The organism is Streptomyces sp. NPDC101178, assembly GCF_044767965.1.
GTDB lineage: Bacteria > Actinomycetota > Actinomycetes > Streptomycetales > Streptomycetaceae > Streptomyces.
In genome coordinates this window covers 506,194-524,599 of the sequence record NZ_JBIWOZ010000001.1, presented here as the reverse complement: position 1 = coordinate 524,599, position 18,406 = coordinate 506,194, and the positions used below count along the sequence as shown (strand labels likewise).

At 68.0% G+C, this 18,406-nt stretch carries 15 protein-coding genes and 1 pseudogene; 8 read left to right on the top strand and 8 right to left on the bottom strand.

What is annotated here, in order from left to right:
* Positions 1–34: 34 nt before the first annotated feature.
* The 3 genes and pseudogenes from ACIRR8_RS02320 to ACIRR8_RS02310 all read left to right on the top strand — a co-directional run.
* On the top strand, positions 35–1,423 hold the full coding sequence (locus tag ACIRR8_RS02320) for an MFS transporter (protein WP_404058020.1): 1,389 nt from the start codon (positions 35–37) through the stop codon (positions 1,421–1,423).
* Positions 1,413–2,921 carry a pyridoxal phosphate-dependent decarboxylase family protein gene (locus tag ACIRR8_RS02315; protein WP_404058018.1) on the top strand — a complete coding sequence of 503 codons (1,509 nt, stop codon included), beginning with the start codon at positions 1,413–1,415 and terminating at the stop codon, positions 2,919–2,921. Before ACIRR8_RS02320 ends, ACIRR8_RS02315 begins: the two co-directional genes overlap by 11 nt.
* A 251-nt stretch (positions 2,922–3,172) precedes the next feature.
* Positions 3,173–3,883, top strand: a pseudogene (locus tag ACIRR8_RS02310) (transposase); the annotation flags it as partial.
* A 171-nt stretch (positions 3,884–4,054) separates the two neighbouring features.
* On the opposite strand, the gene ACIRR8_RS02305 reads toward ACIRR8_RS02310, so the two are convergent.
* From ACIRR8_RS02305 to ACIRR8_RS02285, 5 genes are all read right to left on the bottom strand, one after another.
* Positions 4,055–8,056 (bottom strand): leucine-rich repeat domain-containing protein, encoded by a 4,002-nt coding sequence (locus tag ACIRR8_RS02305; RefSeq protein WP_404058016.1) that lies wholly within the window; start codon positions 8,054–8,056, stop codon positions 4,055–4,057.
* A gap of 516 nt (positions 8,057–8,572) precedes the next feature.
* Positions 8,573–9,718, bottom strand: a complete 1,146-nt coding sequence (gene tgmC / locus ACIRR8_RS02300; protein ID WP_404058014.1) for an ATP-grasp peptide maturase system methyltransferase — start codon at positions 9,716–9,718, stop codon at positions 8,573–8,575.
* Positions 9,715–10,731: a hypothetical protein gene (locus ACIRR8_RS02295; protein ID WP_404058012.1), complete on the bottom strand. Its 1,017-nt coding sequence runs from the start codon at positions 10,729–10,731 to the stop codon at positions 9,715–9,717. Before ACIRR8_RS02295 ends, tgmC begins: the two co-directional genes overlap by 4 nt.
* Positions 10,731–11,255, bottom strand: coding sequence for a putative ATP-grasp-modified RiPP (tgmA, locus tag ACIRR8_RS02290; RefSeq protein WP_404058010.1), 525 nt, complete (start codon positions 11,253–11,255; stop codon positions 10,731–10,733). The genes ACIRR8_RS02295 and tgmA overlap by 1 nt, the downstream gene beginning before the upstream one ends.
* On the bottom strand, positions 11,252–11,653 hold the full coding sequence (locus ACIRR8_RS02285) for an ATP-binding protein (RefSeq protein WP_404058008.1): 402 nt from the start codon (positions 11,651–11,653) through the stop codon (positions 11,252–11,254). Before ACIRR8_RS02285 ends, tgmA begins: the two co-directional genes overlap by 4 nt.
* Before the next feature lie 45 nt (positions 11,654–11,698).
* Between ACIRR8_RS02285 and ACIRR8_RS02280 the strand changes: the two genes are divergently transcribed.
* Together ACIRR8_RS02280 and ACIRR8_RS02275 are read left to right on the top strand one after the other, a co-directional pair.
* The gene (locus tag ACIRR8_RS02280; protein ID WP_404058006.1) at positions 11,699–11,896 is read left to right on the top strand and encodes a Scr1 family TA system antitoxin-like transcriptional regulator; all 198 of its coding nucleotides are present in this window, start codon (positions 11,699–11,701) and stop codon (positions 11,894–11,896) included.
* Complete coding sequence (locus ACIRR8_RS02275; RefSeq protein ID WP_404058004.1) at positions 11,893–12,099, top strand: DUF397 domain-containing protein; 207 nt, start codon at positions 11,893–11,895, stop codon at positions 12,097–12,099. The genes ACIRR8_RS02280 and ACIRR8_RS02275 overlap by 4 nt, the downstream gene beginning before the upstream one ends.
* Positions 12,100–12,192: 93 nt before the next feature.
* On the opposite strand, the gene ACIRR8_RS02270 is transcribed toward ACIRR8_RS02275, so the two are convergent.
* Positions 12,193–12,807: a CatB-related O-acetyltransferase gene (locus ACIRR8_RS02270; protein ID WP_404058695.1), complete on the bottom strand. Its 615-nt coding sequence runs from the start codon at positions 12,805–12,807 to the stop codon at positions 12,193–12,195.
* 205 nt (positions 12,808–13,012) lie between these two features.
* On the opposite strand from ACIRR8_RS02270, the gene ACIRR8_RS02265 reads away from it, so the two are divergent.
* Positions 13,013–13,729 (top strand): hypothetical protein, encoded by a 717-nt coding sequence (locus ACIRR8_RS02265; RefSeq protein ID WP_404058002.1) that lies wholly within the window; start codon positions 13,013–13,015, stop codon positions 13,727–13,729.
* Positions 13,730–13,736: 7 nt separating this feature from the next.
* On the opposite strand, the gene ACIRR8_RS02260 is transcribed toward ACIRR8_RS02265, so the two are convergent.
* Both ACIRR8_RS02260 and ACIRR8_RS02255 read right to left on the bottom strand, forming a co-directional pair.
* Positions 13,737–14,132, bottom strand: coding sequence for a hypothetical protein (locus tag ACIRR8_RS02260; protein WP_404058000.1), 396 nt, complete (start codon positions 14,130–14,132; stop codon positions 13,737–13,739).
* A gap of 285 nt (positions 14,133–14,417) precedes the next feature.
* A complete protein-coding gene (locus tag ACIRR8_RS02255; protein ID WP_018511460.1) occupies positions 14,418–15,059 on the bottom strand; it encodes a superoxide dismutase in 642 nt (213 codons plus the stop codon).
* Between the two features lie 322 nt (positions 15,060–15,381).
* On the opposite strand from ACIRR8_RS02255, the gene tkt reads away from it, so the two are divergent.
* Together tkt and ACIRR8_RS02245 are read left to right on the top strand one after the other, a co-directional pair.
* Entirely contained in the window at positions 15,382–17,622 is a 2,241-nt protein-coding gene (tkt, locus tag ACIRR8_RS02250; protein WP_404057998.1) for a transketolase, read from the top strand.
* A gap of 89 nt (positions 17,623–17,711) precedes the next feature.
* Complete coding sequence (locus ACIRR8_RS02245; protein ID WP_404057996.1) at positions 17,712–18,380, top strand: Dps family protein; 669 nt, start codon at positions 17,712–17,714, stop codon at positions 18,378–18,380.
* The last annotated feature ends 26 nt before the right edge of the window (positions 18,381–18,406 follow it).

Here is an 18,406-nt window from a genome sequence, read left to right as displayed (position 1 = left end):
CCCTTCGCTCGAACTCTCGTTCATGATCTGCCCCATGCCGACCGAGAGCCGCCACGACAGCGGTACGGAGCGGAGCCCCGGCAGCCCGGGCCCGCTCCTCCCGCGCCGGGTGCGGATCGGTTACGGCCTCGGCTCGCTCTGCACCGGCACCTTCGCCACCGTGCCCGGCCTGATCCTGCTCTACTACCTGACCAACGTGCTCGCCGTCTCCCCGGCCATCGCCGGGGCCGCGGTCTTCCTGCCGAAGGCCTGGGACGTCCTGATCAACCCGCTCGTCGGCGCGCTCTCCGACCGCAGCCGGCTGCGCGGCGGCCCGCGCCGCCCGTTCCTCCTCATCGGCGCCTGCACCCTGCCGCCGCTCTTCGCGCTGATCTTCGCCGCGCCCCCGCTGCGCGGCATGGCCGCCGCCGCGTACGTCGCCGCGCTCTTCCTGCTCGCCGCGACCGCGTACGCGGTCTTCCAGGTGCCGTACGTGACGATGCCCGCCGAGATCACCGAGGACCCGGCCGAGCGCCGCCGGGTGCTGAGCTGGCGGGTCGGCTTCCTGGGCGCCGCGATCCTCCTCTCGGGCGCGCTCGCCCCGGCCATCGCCCATGCGGACGGCGGCACTTCGGCGAGCTACCGGCTGATGGGCGTCGCGGTCGCCGTCCTGCTCGCGGCGGGCATGTTCGGCGCCTGGTTCACCACCCGGTGGGCGCCCGCCGTGGCCCGTTCCACCGCCGAACCCTCCCTCCGCGCCCAACTCGCCGTGGCCCGCACGAACCGGCCGTTCCTCCTCCTGGCCGGCATGTGGTTCCTCCAGGCGCTCGCGGTCGGCGTGATGCTGGCGGGCGTCCAGTACTTCGCCACGTACACCCTCGGCTCACCGGCCGCGGTGACCCCGCTCTTCGCCTGCCTGATCGGCCCGCTGGTCCTGGTCGTGCCGGTCTGGACCAGGCTCGCCCGGCTGCGCGGCGCGAAGTACGCGCAGGGCTGCGCAACGCTGCTGTACGTCGCCGGGGCCGCCGCCCTCGCGCTGACCGGCCAGGTGGGCAGCGCGCTCGGATACGCGGCGGTCGCGGTCATCGGCATCGCCTACGCGGGCCTCCAACTCCTGCCGCTCACCCTGCTCGCGGACACCCTGGCCGCCGACACCGCCCGTACCGGCAAGCGCCGTGCGGCCACGTTCACCGGCCTGTGGACGGCGGCCGAGACGCTGGCGTTCGCGCTGGGCGCGGGCGTCTTCGCGCTGGTCCTCACGGTGACCGGTTTCCGCTCATCGGACGCCGACCACGAGGTCGCGCAGCCCGCCGCCGCGCTGACCGGCATCACGGCGGGTATGAGCCTGCTGCCCGCACTCCTCGCCGCCGCGAGCCTGTGGCTGCTCCACCACTACCGCGAGGACCCCGCCGACGCCCCGGAGGAACCCGCCCGTGTCCCCTGACCAGGACAACGCCCCCGCACTCCCCACCGGCCGCCCCGCCGCCGAGATCCTCACCGAACTCAAGGAACTGCGCACCGCCGACGCCCCCACCCGGGGCGGCCGGACCTTCGCCTACGTCTACGACGCCGGGCGCGAGGGCCTGGACGAGCTGGCCGCCGAGGCCTACGCCGCGTACGCCACCGTCAACGGCCTCGACCCCACGGTCTTCCCGAGCGTGGCGCGCCTGGAGAACGACCTGGTCGGCGCGGCGGCAGCGCTCCTCGGCGGGTCGCCGCAGACGCGGGGTACCTTCACCAGCGGCGGCACCGAATCGATCCTGCTCGCGGTCAAGGCGGCCAGGGACCACGCCCGTTCGACCCGAGGCGTGACCGACCCGCAACTGGTGCTGCCCTCCACCGCACACGCCGCGTTCCACAAGGCCGCCGCCTATCTGGGCCTGGAACCGGTCGTCGTCCCGGTGGACCCGGTGACGTACAAGGCGAACCCCACCGCGATGGCCGCCGCGATCACGCCCCGTACCGCACTGGTCGTCGCCTCTGCGCCCTCGTACGCGCACGGGGTCATCGACCCGGTGGCGAGGATCGCGGAGGCGGCCGCCGAGCACGAGGTGCTGTGCCATGTGGACGCCTGTATCGGCGGCTGGCTGCTCCCGTACCTGCGCAAGGCGGGCCGCACGGTGGAACCCTTCGACCTCTCGCTCCCCGGTGTCACGTCGCTCTCGGTGGACCTGCACAAGTACGGCTACGCGGACAAGGGCGCCTCCGTGGTCCTCTACCGGGACGCCGGACTCCGCCGCCACCAGTACTTCGCCCACGCGGGCTGGCCCGGCTACCCGGTGGTCAACCCGACGGTCCAGGGCACCAAGTCGGCGGGCCTCCTCGCCCAGGCGTGGGCGGTGCTCCAGCACATAGGCGAGGACGGCTACACGGCGTTGGCCGCACGGGTGGCGGAAGCCTCCGACCACCTCACCGAGGGCCTCCGCGCCATCCCGGACGTCCACATCCTCGGCGAACCGGAGGCGGGCCTGGTCGCGTTCACGGTCCTCACCTCCGCCACCCCCGACGGGACCGCCGCCACACCGGACCTGAGCCTGCTGCTGCACCTGGCCGACGAGATGCGCGTACGCGGCTGGTACCTCCAGCCCCAGCTCTCCTTCGACGGCCTCCCGCCCAACCTCCACCTCACCCTGACCCCCGCCACGGTCGACCGCGTGGACACCCTGCTCACCGACCTGCCGGAAGCCCTGGCCGAGGCCCGGGCTCTGCCCCCGGTCACGACGGACCCGGCCCTCACGGACCTGGCGGCGGACCTGGACCCCGACGCGCTCACCCCGGACGAGATCGCGGGAATCCTGGCCTTCGCGGGCCTGGGAGAGGGGGCCGGCCTCCCGGAGCGGATGGCCCCGGTGCTGTTCCTGCTCGACGCGTTGCCGGTCCGGCTGAAGGAGCGGCTGCTGACGGAGTTCGTGGGGTCGGTGTTCCGCTCGGGCCGGCCGTGATCGGGCGGCCCGAGCAGCCGCCTTCTTGCGGCTGTTGAGAAGAGGAAGTTGCCGATGCCATCGCGAAAGAGGAGCGCAGCAAATGCTGTCACCGGTGTTGCGGCCCTGGCGGTCTGCGCGGGACCGTTTTCCTGGTGCAACACCGATCCCCTAAAGGGTGTTGCAGAACACCTGAGTTAGGGAATTCCTCTTGTATGGGTAGGGTGTTGCGGGCTGAGCCGTTGTGAGCGGAGACGTTCGCCGGGTTGCGGATGGGCCGGTTCGAGAAGTTGGTGAAGGCGGTACGGGAGCGGAGAGGTAATGGTCCCGGTGGCGGTCGACCGTGGTGCCTGCCGCTGGCGGACTGGGTCCTGCTGGTGGCCGTCTACTACCGCACCAACCTCACGATGCGGCAGCTCGCCCCGCTCTTCGGCTGTTCCCCGGCCACCGTCTGCCGGGTCATCCAGCGCCTGCGGCCGCTTCTTGCGCTGGAGACGGCTCCGCGGCCCGTCGCGGACGTCGAACGGTTGTGGATCGTGGACGGAACCCTCGTCCCGGTCCGCGACCGTACGGTCGCCGCGTCCTCACGCAACTACCGGTTCTCGGCGAATGTGCAGGTCGTCATCGATGCGGACAGCCGCCTGGTGATCGCCTCGGCCCGCCCCGTCCCCGGCAACAAGGCCAACGTCCACGCCTGGTGGGATTCGGACCTGCATCGCCATCGGGGCCGGGATAACGGTCATCGCCGACGGCGCCTACCTGGGCACCGGACTGATCGTCCCGCACCGCAAGAGATCCGGACGCCCACTCCTGCGGGGCCAGGAGGAGGACAACGCCGAACACCGGCGCGTCCGCGCCCGCGTCGAGCACACCTTCGCCCGCATGAAGAACTGGAAACCCTCCGCGACTGCCGCCAGAAAGGAGACGGCCCCCACCACGCCGTCCAAGCCGTCGCCACCCTGCACAACCTTGCTATGACAGGCGGAACCAGCAGGTCAAACACGACTTTGACCTGCCCACACCCGTCTGCAACAGCCTTTAGCCCCACGGTCTCAAACGCATCCGCTGGGAACGACGAGCAGGCAGCCACGAAGCCTTCCTCAAGTCCGCCTGCTGCCACATCACCACCGACAGCTCTGCCCATTGTGACGACGTTACTCGATCGGATCAGGTCGCTCTGTTGACTGTGTCAAAACATGTGTGGTCCCTTCCCCGGCCGAGAACTGCGGTTGAACGCCTTCCACCGCCCCCATAACCGGGCGGTAAGTTCGAGCATGTTCACGGCACAACCAATATGTATGCCCCTCGGGTGTGGTGACTTTATTCAGCCCACCCCACTTTTCAGCGGGATCAAGCTGCTTAAGGAGGTGGTACATTCGGCGGTATTCGGCATGATCCTCCGCCCTAGCCATGGACTGGATCTGGCCATCATCCAACCGCGTGCGCATTTCCTCAGGCAATCCCTCCAGCAAAGATTTCATCAATTCGATGTCATCTTTCAAGATATTAGCCAGATCTTCCGAAGCCACTCCTAGGCCAGCACCAAAGACTGGAACTACGTACTTCAACACTGAGAGCGTGCGCTGCACATAAGGAAGCAGTACGGCGTTAGTGAAGTCAGACTCCGCCGGCACCTCGTACGGCTCAACGTCCGCTAGCAGGTGCCACTGCCCCGGCGCTTCGCAGCACAAGTGCAACTGAAGCACTTCCCCCGGCAGCAATCCTCCAACGCGGCGACGGTTCGTCCGCCGCACCCAAATTAGACTCGGGCACAGCACCTCATTTCTCGACTGTTCGCGCCTAATTGTTGCCAGGAATCCCCGCTGCTGCTCGGCCAGCACGGCAAAAACCTCTGCTCGAGTCCGCCCCAACTCTTGATCGAAATTAAAGTCGGCCTGATTAAAGCGGATCTGGACTTCTTCGTGACGCTGTTGCGCGGAAGCTTGCAGCTGATCGAGTTTAGCGAGGGCTTCAGCTGCCATCACTTCCGATTTGCGTTGAGTTGGAGGCTCGATGCCCTGCAGCAGCATACGCACGTCCAGATCCTCCAGATGTTCTGGACATTCGATGATTTCACGGGGGGGCTTACGGGCCAACCGAGTCACCAATTGCATATGAGGAAACTCGTGAGGACACGATTTTCCATCATCATCCTTGTGTGGGCAGGGAACTGAACGAGTGATATCCAGTCCAGGATAGCGCTGCAGGGTCTGCTCAAATCCGTCTTTGAGTACCGCGAAAAAATCGTGCGGATATGGGCCGCGGACTCGAATCTCTGCCGCCTTAGCGTGTCGGTCAACCACTACTAGACCGAAGTGCTCCCCATCCGGATGCTTTAGCAGGGTGCCTGAACGCCAGCGAAGGCCAATGGAGAAACGGTGTTCCCGGGCAATAAACCATGTAGGGATCCCGGGTGGCACAGTGTGCATTCTATATCGCAGTCGCAACTCGCGTGGACCATTGCGTAGCAGCCCATCCCACTGCTCCTGGTACGGCGGAGGATCCCAAGGTAGCAATTCAACTACAAGGCTACTCATTCGACCCTCGGTGCGGTAGGACAAGTCGAAGTGCTCCATCATCCTGATGAAGTGTCGACGCATAGCCCGGTCGACGTCCTGCCAGATTTCGTTGCCTAGACCATGATTAAAGAGCCCGCCGCTTTCGAGGACTATCTCTGAATCCAAGACTCTGCTGATATAGGCGGTTAGCCATTGAGGACGCAGAACAACCAAGTCGCATAGCTCCTCATCGTCCGGATAGAAAAGCAAATCCCCAAGGCTGTGTAGTGCCGCAGTCAGCGCCTGCCGATGGGCCTCCTCGGTCACTCCATGATTCGCCATCAAGGCGTGCAATTGTTCGGGTTCGACATGCCTAGCTTGATCGGCTCGGATTGCATCGGCAGCTTGAAGCCATCGCCGAGGCCAAGTGGCCCCCATCAAAGGGAGTCGCGCAGCTTCTCGCCGGATGCATTCCCTCAGCTCTTCGATGCCTTCACGAGATTCGCTGTCCGAAGCCAGACTCGCCGCAATGAGTCCTGGATAAGTCTCCTTGAGTTCGGCGAGCGGTAGGTCTGGTGGTCGAGGTCCCAGGTGGGTAGCTACCAGTACCACTGGGGCCTGCGGGGCGCGAGCTTTGATCATGTCAAGCCAATAATGGAGTTTGCTCCCCTCCCATCCGATCTGCGCATCCCAAAGCAACAAGAACAGGGAACGATCGGTTAGGAAGAACTGATGAGTCGCATGGTAGATTTCTTGTCCGCCGAAATCCCAGGTGCTCAGGCGCATGATCACGTTTTCGTCGCCTGGGGGGTTGGGATGGGCAAGGTGGAGGCTGTCGACTGTCAGTCCGTGCGTGCTGGCCTCATGGCGGTTATGAGATTCTCCCCGGAGGGCACGTAGTAGCGATGTTTTGCCTACTCGACCCTCACCCACCACTACGACCTTCGAAGCCCACTGATGGACTGGATCATGCCCCATCTCTGCAAGAAACGACACAACAGCCTGAGCGCCGGCAGAAATAATCTCCGGTGGTGGAGTCGTCAACTGGTTGCCGCCGCTCAAGCTGAGCGAGGTGAGTTCGGTAAGGTTACCCAAACTTTCTGGTACAGCGGTCAGCTGATTACCACTCAGGCTAAGTGCGGCGAGCCGCGTTAGGTTACCCAGGCTCTCCGGGATGGAAGTCAGCTGATTACCACTCAGATTGAGCTCGGTGAGGTCGGTTAGGTTACCCAGGCTCTCCGGGATGGCGGTCAGATGATTCCTGCTCAGGTCTAGCCAGGTGAGATTGGTTAGATTGCCTAGGCTCTCCGGGATGACGGTCAGCTGATTACCACTCAGGTTGAGCGTGTTGAGTTCGGTGAGTTTGCTGAAGTTTCCCGGGATGGAAGTCAGCTGGTTGTCAAACAGGTAGAGCATACTTATTTGGGTAAGATTTCCCAGGCTTTCCGGTATTACAGTCAGTTGGTTCGTGTCTAGATCGAGACGCTGAAGCTGGGTTAGATTGCCCAGCGCTTCTGGGACGGAAGCCAGTTTATTGATGTCGAGTCGTAGCTCGATGAGTTGAGTGAGGTTGCCCAGGCTGTCCGGGACGGTGGTCAGCTGGTTCTCGTACAAGTTGAGCTCTGTGAGTTTGGTCAGGTTGCCAAGGCTCTCTGGGACGGTCGCTAGTAGGTTATTGTCGAGATCGAGATGCCGAAGCTGGCTTAGATTCCCCAGCGAACTTGCGACAGCGGTAATCTGGTTACTGCCCAGTCTGAGTATAGTGAGTTCGGTGAGGTTACCCAGACTCTCAGGAACCGCCGACAGCCGATTATCACTCAGGTAGAGCGTGGCGAGTTCGGTGAGGTTACCCAGACTCTCAGGAACCGCCGACAGCCGATTACCACTCAGGTAGAGCGTGGCGAGTTCGGTGAGGTTACCCAGACTCTCAGGAACCGCCGACAGCCGATTATCGCTCAAATTGAGCTCAACAAGTCCGACGAGGTTACCCAGACTCTCAGGAACCGCCGACAGCCGATTACCACTCAAATTGAGCTCAACAAGTCCGACGAGGTTACCCAGACTCTCAGGAACCGCCGACAGCCGATTACCACTCAGGTAGAGCGTGGCGAGTTCGGTAAGGTTACCCAGACTCTCAGGAACCGCTGCCAACCCATTATCACTCAGGTAAAGTTCAACAAGTCCGGTGAGGTTGCTCAACGCATCGGGAAAAACCGTCAACTGATTGCCACTAAGGTGGAGCGTTGCGAGGGCGGAGAGGTCTTTTACCCACTGGGGGACAGTCGTCAGCCGGTTGTTGTCCAGATCGAGGCGCTTGAGGTGGGCGAGGTTGCCAAGGCCTTCGGGGACGGCGGTCAGCTGGTTACTGCCTAGTTTGAGCTCGGTCAGACCGGTGAGGTTCCCTACCCAGGGAGGGACGGTCGTCAGCTGGTTGTTGTCCAGATCGAGATGGTTCAGGGATGTGAGGTTGCTCAGGGCGTGAGGGACGGCCGTCAGCTGGTTGCCACTGAGGTCAAGCTCCATGAGTTCCGTGAGGTTGCCCAGCGACTCAGGCAATGCGTTCAAGCGGAGCCCTGAAAGGTCTAGCTCATGGCCTCCCGCGTGCTTGCAGGCATCGACGAGTGCTTCAGCGGCTTCCAGCCCGTTCTGTGGTTCCATGAGTCCTCACATTCGATCGCTTCGGATGATGCTCTCGCACTCAGTCGTCGGGCGTGAGCGAATCCATGAAGTTGATCACGGTGCTGACCGGCTCTGCGGTTTCACTTCCGAATTGGCGGCGTGATGGGCGGCTCCTGAGCCCCCAAGCCAGCCTCGAACATCGCGATGGGCCGCCGGCGGAGTCGGTGGCCCATTCGGCGGTCGCGCGGGCAGGGTGAGGACCTGGGTGTTGTCTCGGTTGGGTGTTGGGCACTGCTCCAGGTGGGGTTGTCTGCTTGTGGGAGCGCGTGGATGCGCTGGTCAGCCGGGTTTGGTAGGCGGGCGGGCCGTTCGAGGGCGGTGGTGATCTCGGTTATCCAGGCCAGCGGGCTGCGAGGCGGAGGATGCGGTGGCGGCCGGGGGGAACGGACGGAGCTGTGGGCGACGGGGTTCTTAGGCAGCACGAGGCCCCGCCCACGGCATGAGCCGATGTAGCGAGGGCGGGGCTCGCGGTCCTTGAGAGGAGGTAGCCGGAGGTCACACTGGCAGATCCCACCCCGGCCTGTCCTCACCACCGATCCGCACCCGTTGGCCGGCGGCGGAGACCGTGACGCCGAAGCCCTCCTGGTGCGGCTCGCCCGCCGCCTGCCAGTGCCGGATCGCGGTCTCGACCCGGTCCCACAGCCGTACAGGATCACGCTGTACAACAGTCCACCCGCCGCCGGGCCCGGGCGTCGTCCGTGCCTGGGAACCGGTGGAGACGTCCCAGAGGACCTGCTCCGGCCCCACCCCCATACGTTCCGCCGCCGGCGCGGCGAGCTGGGCCACCCAACTGCCGGTCCACGTCCCGATCACCGCCGGGTCGATCAGGCTGGGCCGCTCCTCGCCGGGCAGCAGAGCCAGGGTCGGACGGGGCGGCCGGTCGTGCGGGCGGGCGATCATGAAGCTGGTGTACCCGGGCAGGAACCGTCCGGTGGCGGTCCCGGGCCCGATCACGGTGAGGAGCGCCAGCCCGGACGCGTAGCTCCAGCCGGAGAGGGTGACCAGGATCTTTCCGCCCGGCTTCACCTGATGCAGCCAGGCCATGGGGACGTACCGGACCGAGCAGGTGGCGATCAGCCGGTCGTACCCGCCGCCGTCCGGATCTCCCCGCAGACGGTCTCCGACGATGAGCCGCGGCGCGTATCCGGCGGCCTTGAGGGCGGAAGCGGCGGCCTGGCCGACCACGGGGTCGTACTCGACACTGGTGAGCCGGTCGTCGCCCAGGCGGTGCGCCCCGAGGGCGGTCGAGTAGCCGGTCCCGGTGCCGACCTCCAACACCCGGTGTCCGGGCTCCACTTCGAGCTGCTGCCACATCCGCAGCACCAGCGACGGCAGAGTGGATGACGAGGTCGCGGAGCCCACGACGGTGCTGCCGCCGTCGATGTCGTCCGCCCTGGTGCGGCCGTCGAGTTGGGTGATGAGTGTTTCGTCGGTGTAGACCCCGTCCAGCCACCCGTCCTCACCCCGGTGCACGGGCCGGTAGCGGGTCGTGAAGCTGTCGGGGACCTGCGCGAAGTAGGACCCCACGAACAGCTGCCGGGGTACGGCCTCGGCTGCGCCGCGCCATGCCGGGTCGGTGAGCGTGCCGCCCTCGGCCAGTACGTTCGCGAGGGCGGCACGCAGTTGAGCGGATATGCTCACGGTTCCGAGCCTTTCTCCAGCTGATAGGCGAGGGCATGGGCGATTGCGTCGGTGATGCCGGGTGGCTGCCAGGCCCAGTGCCCGTTGGGGTTGCACTCAAGGAAGTACCAGGCGCCGTCATGGGTCACGGCGAAGTCGAACGCTCCGTACGCGAGACGGAAGTGGGTGAGGTAGGCGTGGATGGAGGTCCTCACCGGGTCGGGCACGTCCATCGGCCCGCAGCGCATGAGGTTCTGTCGGCGCCGCCAGTCGAGGTCGGGGCTGTCGATCCGAGTTCCGAACAGCCGATGCCCGACGGCGGTCACCCGTACGTCGAACGCCTTGTCCACCCGGGCCTGGAAGAGGTGAGGGCAGACCGCCACGGCGTCCGTGATCTCCTGCTCACGCACTTCGCGCGCCCATACGCTGTGAGGCCGCCCGGCCACGCGGTAAGGCGTGTTCCACAAGGGCTTGTAGACGACGCCGTTGCTCTGCTCAGCGGCGAACTCCCGCCCCTCGGAAGCGACATCGGTGATCAACGTGTCGGGCACGAGGAAACCGAACCGCTGCGCGGCGGCGAGCTGAGCGGGCTTGTACTCGGCCGCGCGGTTGTTCCAGGGATGGTTGACGTAGTGCACGCCCGGCAGGGACGCGAGGATGCCTCCGGCTCCCCAAGAGGCCTGCTCCGCCGCGAACTTGCGGTCCGGCGTCTCCAGCCCGGGCGGCCCGGCGTACGGCGAGGACCGGCGTACGGCGAGGACCGGCGTACGGCGAGGACCGGCGTACGGCGAGGACCGGCGTACCCAGACGGACCGCACCCGCCCGAGGTCGAGATTCCGGCTCGGGGTGCGCAGGGCACCCCGCTGAACGCCCGTGCCGTACGTGGCGGACAGCGAGGCCCCTGTGTGCAGGTCGGTGCCGGGGTCGAGGCGAACCACGGGCACACGGCGCGCGGCGAGGATGCGCAGCACGATGTCCGTGGTCACGTCGGAGGGGTTGGTCAGCACCAGCACCGACCCGCGTCGGCCGTCCATCAGTCGGACTGGTCCTGGTCGTAGGACTCCGTGGCGTCGGAGTCGTTGGCTCCGCCCGGGCCGGCGCCGTCGCCCGGGGTGGTCTGCGTGGGCGTGAGCCCGCTGGTGCTGGTGCCGTGACCGCCCATCTCGACCATGCGTCCGTGTTCGTCGAGGATCAGGGCCACCTGAGTCTCGGGGTCGAGTACGGGGGTGAACTGCGGGATCGTGGGGGTGGCCTCGTACGGTCCCATCCGGCCCGTTCCCCAGGGGGCGGGCATCTGCGTCATCGTGCGCATCTGTTTGTTCCTCCGTGCTGGTGGTGGACTGCTTGCTCTGCTGCCACTCAGCTCTCCCGGCGGCGACCTCGGCTGCCGCACCAGCGCGTCCGCCTCGGCCGAGCGCCAGTGGCCGCGTTGGGCGATCGCCGCGCTGAGCCCGGGGAAGTGCCGGTCCCGGTACGCGGGGTCGCCCTCGATGCGTACCAGCTCGGCGAAGGGGAGGAGTGGGGGATGTGTGTGCCGGTGGTGGGGGAGCTGCCTCACAGGGGCCTTGTCCCGGTCGGTAGTTGAGCCCAGATGGTCTTTCCGGGATTGCGAGGCCGTACGCCCCACCGCTCGGCGAGCGCGTCGACGATGAGCAGGCCTCGGCCGGACATGTCGTCGTCGGCCGGCTTGCCGAGCTCAGGCATCAGCCACTGGTAGGAGTCGGCGACCTCCAGGATCAGTACGCCGTTCCGGCGCCGTGACCCCAACTCGAAGTAGTCGCCGGCGCCCTTGGCGTGAGCGACGACGTTGGTGGCCAACTCGCTGGTGATCAGCGAGGCGTCGTCCACCAAGCCGCCGAGCTTCCACCCGACGAGGACCGTTCTGACGTGCCGCCGAGCGGCGGGGATGGAGTCCCTGCGGACTCGGAACCTCTTGCTGTCTGTGCGCCCGGACATACGTCCCCCAAGGTCGTGGGCAGGCGGAACCAGAGATCACCTGAAGTGCTTGAGTCGGCCCCTGGCGCGGTCGCTTTCGACGGCACGACGAGCACGGTCATCATCGAGGATCTGGAGGAGATGGCCACCCACGCGCAGATCTTCGAAGCTCTTCGATCGTCCGCCCTGACGCCCGCACAGACCCTCACGTTCCTGCGTGAGTGCCTCGCCAGCCTTCCCGAGTCCGAGAAAGAGCCGACATGAACAGCCAGAAGATCGTTACGGAGTTCAAGAAGTCCAGTGCTTCGCAGGGCGGCCAGCAGGAGTGCGTCGAGGTCGCCCACACCGCCGACGGCGGCCGGGCCGTGCGCGACAGCAAGAACCCGGCCGGCGGACTCCAGTTCTTCGGCCCCGGTCACTGGACCGCGTTCATCGACGGTGTGAAGGCGGGCACCTTCGGTGGCTGACCGCTCCCCTGTGGGTAGGGGCCACCGCGTGAGTCGACTTACGCGGCACCGGTAGAGGCCCTGGTAGTGCTCCGTGAGTCGACTCGCGGAGCACTACCAGATGCAGCTCCTCGGCGCCGCCGCCTCCAGCTCGGCCACCGTGCCCGACATGACCGTACGGATATGGCGCGTCAGGTGCTCCGCCGGCCAGTCCCACCACGCCACCGCCAGCAGGCGCGCGATATCCGCCTCCTCGTAGCGGGTGCGGATGAGCCTGGCCGGGTTGCCGCCGACGATGCCGTAGTCCGGGACGTCCGAGACGACCACGGACCGTGAGCTGATGATCGCGCCGTGCCCGATGCGGACGCCCGGCATGATCACGGCCTCGTAGCCGATCCACACGTCGTTGCCGATCACCGTGTCGCCCCGGTCGGGCAGCCCCGTCAGCAGGTCGAAGTGGTCCGACCACGAGCCGCCGAGCGTCGGGAACGGGAACGTGGACGGGCCGTCCATACGGTGGTTGGAGCCGTTCATGATGAACCGCACCCCCGTGGCGAGCGCGCAGAACTTCCCGATCACCAGGCGCTCCGGCCCGTAGTGGTAGAGCACGTTCCGGGTCTCGAACTCCGTGGCGTGCTCGGGGTCGTCGTAGTACGAGTACGCCCCCACCTCGATCAGCTCCGAGGTGACCAGCGGCTTCAACTGCACCACCCGCGGCTGGCCGGGCATCGGGTGCAGGACGGTGGGGTCGGCCGGGACGGGGTCGGGACGGGAACTCACGGTTGCCTTCCGTAGGGGGAGCACGGGCGGGGGACGAAGGCCATCGTGGCAGTTCGGCCCGGTGAGCTGCGGGTATTTTCGGCGCGGGCGGGCGAGGTCCGCCTGCCCCTCCGCCTCCGCCTGCCCTTCCCTCTCGCCGTGGGACGATACGACGGTGCTGGACGCGATCGAAGCAGTGGACTGGGCCCGCATACCGGGCCCCGCCGGCTGGTACCGACCCGACCTCGCCGCCTCCGGCCTGCGCGCCCTCGCCACGGCGACAGGCCTCGGCCAGGCCGCCCGAGCCGGTTCGGTCCTGGCGGGCGGCGGGCTCGTGCACGACCACAGCGGAGAGGTCTTCCCCGCCGTCGTCACCGCCGCGCCCATCCTCCTCGCCATCGCCCGGCACGGACACCCCGAAGCCGGAGCCACCGCCCTCGGGCTGCTCGACGACGCCCTGGCGTTCGCCACCCACGACCGCCACACCCGGGTGGCGACCCCCTACGCCGAGGCCGTCCCGATCTGCTGCGCCCTCGCGGACCACCTCAGAGGCAGCACCGGCCTCCTCGCCACTTTCGGGCTCGAAGGCAAGCACCTGCGCGCCGACGCCGCCGAACACTGGCGGTTCGACGTCCACGAGATCATCGCCGGGAACGACGGGGCCCTGGCCTTCGGAGCTCTCGCCGGACGCTTCCCGGACGACGGTACGCAGGCGGCGGAGCTGCACCTGGCCGGCCGCGTCACCCCGCTCGAACAGGTCGCACTCCACTACCCGCCGGAGGGCGGCAGCCCCGACGCGTGCCTGCACATCACCGGCGTACGCCGGCGCGAACTCGCCCCACCGGCCGTCCTTTTCCCGGCCCGCTGCGCCCCCGGCCCGGTAGCCCGGTAGCCGCGCGCTACGCCGCCCCCGCCCCCGCCCCGCACCCCACCCGCAAAGCCGCCCCCTGCGACCACTCCGCCGCCACGCCCCGCATCACCAGCGCGCTGTCCAGCACCGCGCTGCCCGGCGGGAAACGGTCCGGGTCCTCGAAGAACGAGGAGCGTACGGTACAGGGCCGGCCCGCCGTCACCTTCCAGGCGGGCGCCGACAGTTCGAGGACGTCCAGGTGTGTGCCACCGGCGTTGGGGGAGAGGCCGCGGTGGCCGAGGCGGAAGAACTCCGACGCCTCCGCCAGGTCCGTGAACAGCCCGCTCCCGCACAGCTCCTCCGCCGGCTCCACCGTCGCGTCCACCTCCACCTCACCGTCCCGGGTCGCGAAGGCCACCCGTACCGCGTCGGCCTCCTCCCGCACCGTGAAGTCCGCGCGGCCGTGCTCGCCCGGGTAGCTCCGGCCGACGCGACGTACGGGTCCACCCGGTGGTTCACCAGGAGGCGGCGTTCGATGGTGCTGGAGAGCTTGGGCCGGATCATGAGGCGTCGTCTTCCGGCGCGGGGGTGCCACTTCGTGCGCCCCGCCCAGGGCATGGGAAAGCCCCCGCGAGTCACGTCCTCGCGAGGGCTCTCCGTTCATCCGCCCGCCGAAGTGAAGGTTGAGAAGACGATCACGAGGCAGGACGTATCGACCGCCGGAGCGGAATCAGGGCGCGAGCAGCAGTACGTCCGTGCGCTCCTTGGCGGCCGCGTAACGCTTCGCCACGTCCTGCCAGTTGACGACCCGCCACATCGCCTCGATGAAGTCCACCTTCTGGTTCTTGTACTGAAGGTAGAAGGCGTGCTCCCAGGCGTCGAAGACCAGGATCGGGACCGAGCCCTGGCCGACGTTGCCCTGGTGGTCGTAGACCTGCTCGACGATGAGCTTGCCGCTGAGCGGCTCGTACGCGAGCACGCCCCAGCCGGAGCCCTGGGTGGTGGCCGAGGCCTTCGTCAGCTGGGACTTGAAGCCCGCGAAGGTCCCGAAGGACTCCGTGATCGCGTCGGCGAGGTCGCCCACGCCGTCCGCCGCGAGGGGCTCGCCGCCGCCGTCGCCGGTCATGTTGTGCCAGTAGATCGAGTGCAGGATGTGGCCGGAGAGGTGGAACGCGAGGTTCTTCTGGAGGCCGTTAATCGCTCCCCAGGCCTCCTTGTCGCGGGCCTCTTCCAGCTGCTCCAGGGTGTCGTTCGCACCCTTGACGTAGGCGGCGTGGTGCTTGTCGTGGTGCAGCTCGATGATCTGCGGATTGATGACCGGTTCGAGCGCCGCGTAGTCGTACGGGAGTTCCGGGAGCGTGTACGTGGCCATGATGCGAGCCCTCCGACTGCTGGGAATGCCGTCCAGTTGTTATTGCAACCTATATGCAAGAGCAGGCTAACAGCAGAAAGGTCCGCGAAGTGATCAGCCCTTCGGCCTAGGACCTGCGGTCCCGCTCTTCCGCTCCTTCTCCCGCAGGTCTTCCGCGCTTTGTCCCGCAAGGATGATTTGCTCCTTCTGTCGTGCTGTGTACGCCATCGCAGGTTTGGACCCGTCGTTCCGGGGGACCCGGCCAAGCGGCCGGGCGTTGCGGAGCCGGGGTCCGCAGGCGTACCGCTCGCCGCTGACCGCCCCACCGATGCAGGAGGACTTGATGGCACCCCGCAATGCCCCCGACGCCCCCGATGCCCCGGGCGGCGGCCCGCACCGCGGCCGCGACCCGAAGCTCGCCCTGCCGGTCGCGGAGAGTGCGGGCTGGGGCCCGCTCGACGTCCGGGCCGTCGACACCGTCCGGCTGCTGGCCGCCGACGCCGTGCAGAAGGCGGGCCACGGCCACCCGGGCACCGCGATGAGCCTGGCTCCGCTGGCGTACCTGCTCTTCCAGCAGGTCATGCGCCACGATCCGGCCGACGACCAGTGGCTCGGGCGCGACCGCTTCGTCCTCTCCTGCGGCCACTCCAGCCTCACGCTCTACATCCAGCTCTATCTGAGCGGCTACGGCATGGAGCTGACGGACCTGGAGGCGCTGCGCACCTGGGGGTCGATCACCCCCGGCCACCCCGAGTACCGCCACACCCGGGGCGTCGAGATCACCACCGGGCCGCTCGGCCAGGGGCTCGCCTCCGCCGTCGGCATGGCCATGGCGGCCCGTCGCGAGCGCGGCCTCCTCGACCCCGACGCGTCCGCCGGCACCAGCCCGTTCGACCACCATGTGTACGTCGTCGCCTCCGACGGCGACCTCATGGAAGGCGTCACGTCCGAGGCCAGTTCGCTCGCCGGACACCAGGAGCTCGGCAACCTCGTCGTCTTCTACGACTCCAACCACATCTCCATCGAGGACGACACCGACATCGCCTTCAGCGAGGACGTGACCGCCCGCTACGCCGCGTACGGCTGGCATGTCCAGACGGTCGACTTCACCCGCACCGGCGACTACGTGGAGGACGTCGACGCCCTCCTCGCCGCCGTCGAGGCCGCGAAGAGCGAGAGCGGCCGCCCGTCCCTGATCCTGCTGCGTACGATCATCGGCTGGCCCGCGCCCACCAAGCAGAACACCGGCAAGGCCCACGGCTCCGCCCTCGGCGACGACGAGGTCGCCGCCACCAAGAAGCTGCTCGGCTTCGACCCGGACGCCGACTTCACCGTCGAGGACGACGTACTGGAGCACGCCCGTGCGGTACGGGAACGGGGCGCCGAAGCCCATCGCGCCTGGGAGCCCCGCTACCAGGAGTGGCGCACCGCCCACCCCGAGCGCGCCGCGCTCCTGGACCGGCTGCGGGAGCAGAAGTTCCCCGACGGCTGGACCGACAGCCTCCCGGTCTTCGACGCGGACCCCAAGGGCATCGCCACCCGCAAGGCCTCCGGCGACGTACTCACCGCGCTGGCGCCCGTGCTCCCCGAGCTGTGGGGCGGCTCGGCCGACCTCGCGGGCAGCAACAACACGACCATGGAGGGCGAGCCGTCCTTCGTGCCGGAAGGGAAGCAGACGGGCGAGTTCCCGGGCGACCCCTACGGCCGTACGCTCCACTTCGGCATCCGCGAGCACGCCATGGGCGCGATCCTCAACGGCATCGCGCTCCAGAGCCTCACCCGGCCCTACGGCGGTACGTTCCTGATCTTCAGCGACTACATGCGCCCGGCCGTCCGCCTCGCCGCCCTGATGAAGCTCCCGGTCACCTACGTCTGGACCCACGACTCCATCGGACTCGGCGAGGACGGCCCCACCCACCAGCCGGTCGAACAGCTGGCCGCCCTCCGCGCGATCCCCGGCCTCGACGTCGTCCGGCCCGCCGACGCGAACGAGACCGCCGTCTGCTGGCGCACCGTCCTGGAGCACCACGACCGGCCCGCCGGCCTCGCCCTCACCCGGCAGCCGCTACCGGTCCTGGAGCGGGGGGAGGGCGCGTACGCCCCCGCCTCCGGAGCCGCGCGCGGCGGCTACGTACTCGCCGACAGCGAGAGCGGTACGCCCGACGTCATCCTCATCGGCACCGGCTCCGAGGTCCACATCGCCCTGGAGGCACGTGAGTTGCTGGCCGCCGAGGGCCACGCCGCCCGGGTGGTCTCCCTGCCCTGCCGCGAGTGGTTCGCCGACCAGCCGTACGCGTACCAGGACGAGGTCCTGCCGCCCGCCGTACGGGCCCGGGTCAGCGTCGAGGCCGCCGTCGCCCAGGGCTGGCGGGACATCGTCGGCGACGCGGGCCGCATGGTCAGCCTGGAGCACTTCGGCGCCTCGGCCCCTTACGAGCGGCTGTACGAGGAGTTCGGCATCACCCCGCGCGCGGTGGCCGACGCCGCCCTGGCGAGCATCCGCGCAGCGGCGGGCCCGGTCCGCCCCGGCGGCGAGCGCCCCGGCGCCACCCCGCCCGAAGGCGGCACCGGCGACGCCGGCTGAGCGCCCCCTCCGGGCGGCCCCCGCAGTCCGTTCCGGGCCGCCCCCAACCCCACCCCTGTCACCCCATCCCCTCTGCACAAGGAGCCCCTATGTCCCCCGCACGCACCCCCCGTTACACCGTTCCCGGCCTCGGCGTCGACGAGGGCCGCCAGGTCATCGACCTCCTGACGCTGCGCCTGCACGCGCTCAACGACCTCGCGCTGACGCTCAAGCACATCCACTGGAACGTGGTCGGGCCGCACTTCATCGCCGTGCACGAGATGCTCGACCCGCAGACCGCCGCCGTACGGGACATGGCCGACGCGGCCGCCGAGCGCATCTCGGCCCTCGGCGGCGAGCCGCAGGGCACGCCGGGCGTGCTGGTCAAGGAGCGGACCTGGGACGACTACAGCGTCGGCCGCGCCGACGCCATCGCCCACCTCGGCGCGCTGGACCTGGTCTACACGGGGATCATCGAGGACCACCGCGCGGCGGTCGGGAAGGCCGGCGAGATCGACCCCGTCACCGAGGACCTGCTCATCGAGCACCTGCGCGGCCTGGAGCAGTTCCAGTGGTTCGTCCGCGCCCACCTGGAGAGCAGCTCGGGCACGCTGTCGAACGCCGGCGCCGAGACCGAGGAGGCCGCGGCCGCCGCGGCCCAGAAGCGCACGGCCGCCAAGCGCACCCCGGCGAAGGAGACCGCGCTGCCCGCCCCCGCCAAGACGGCGGCGAAGAAGGCGCCGGCCAAGAAGACGGCGAACAGGCGCACCACGCGCTGAGACACCGCGCGCGCCGAAAGCCACAC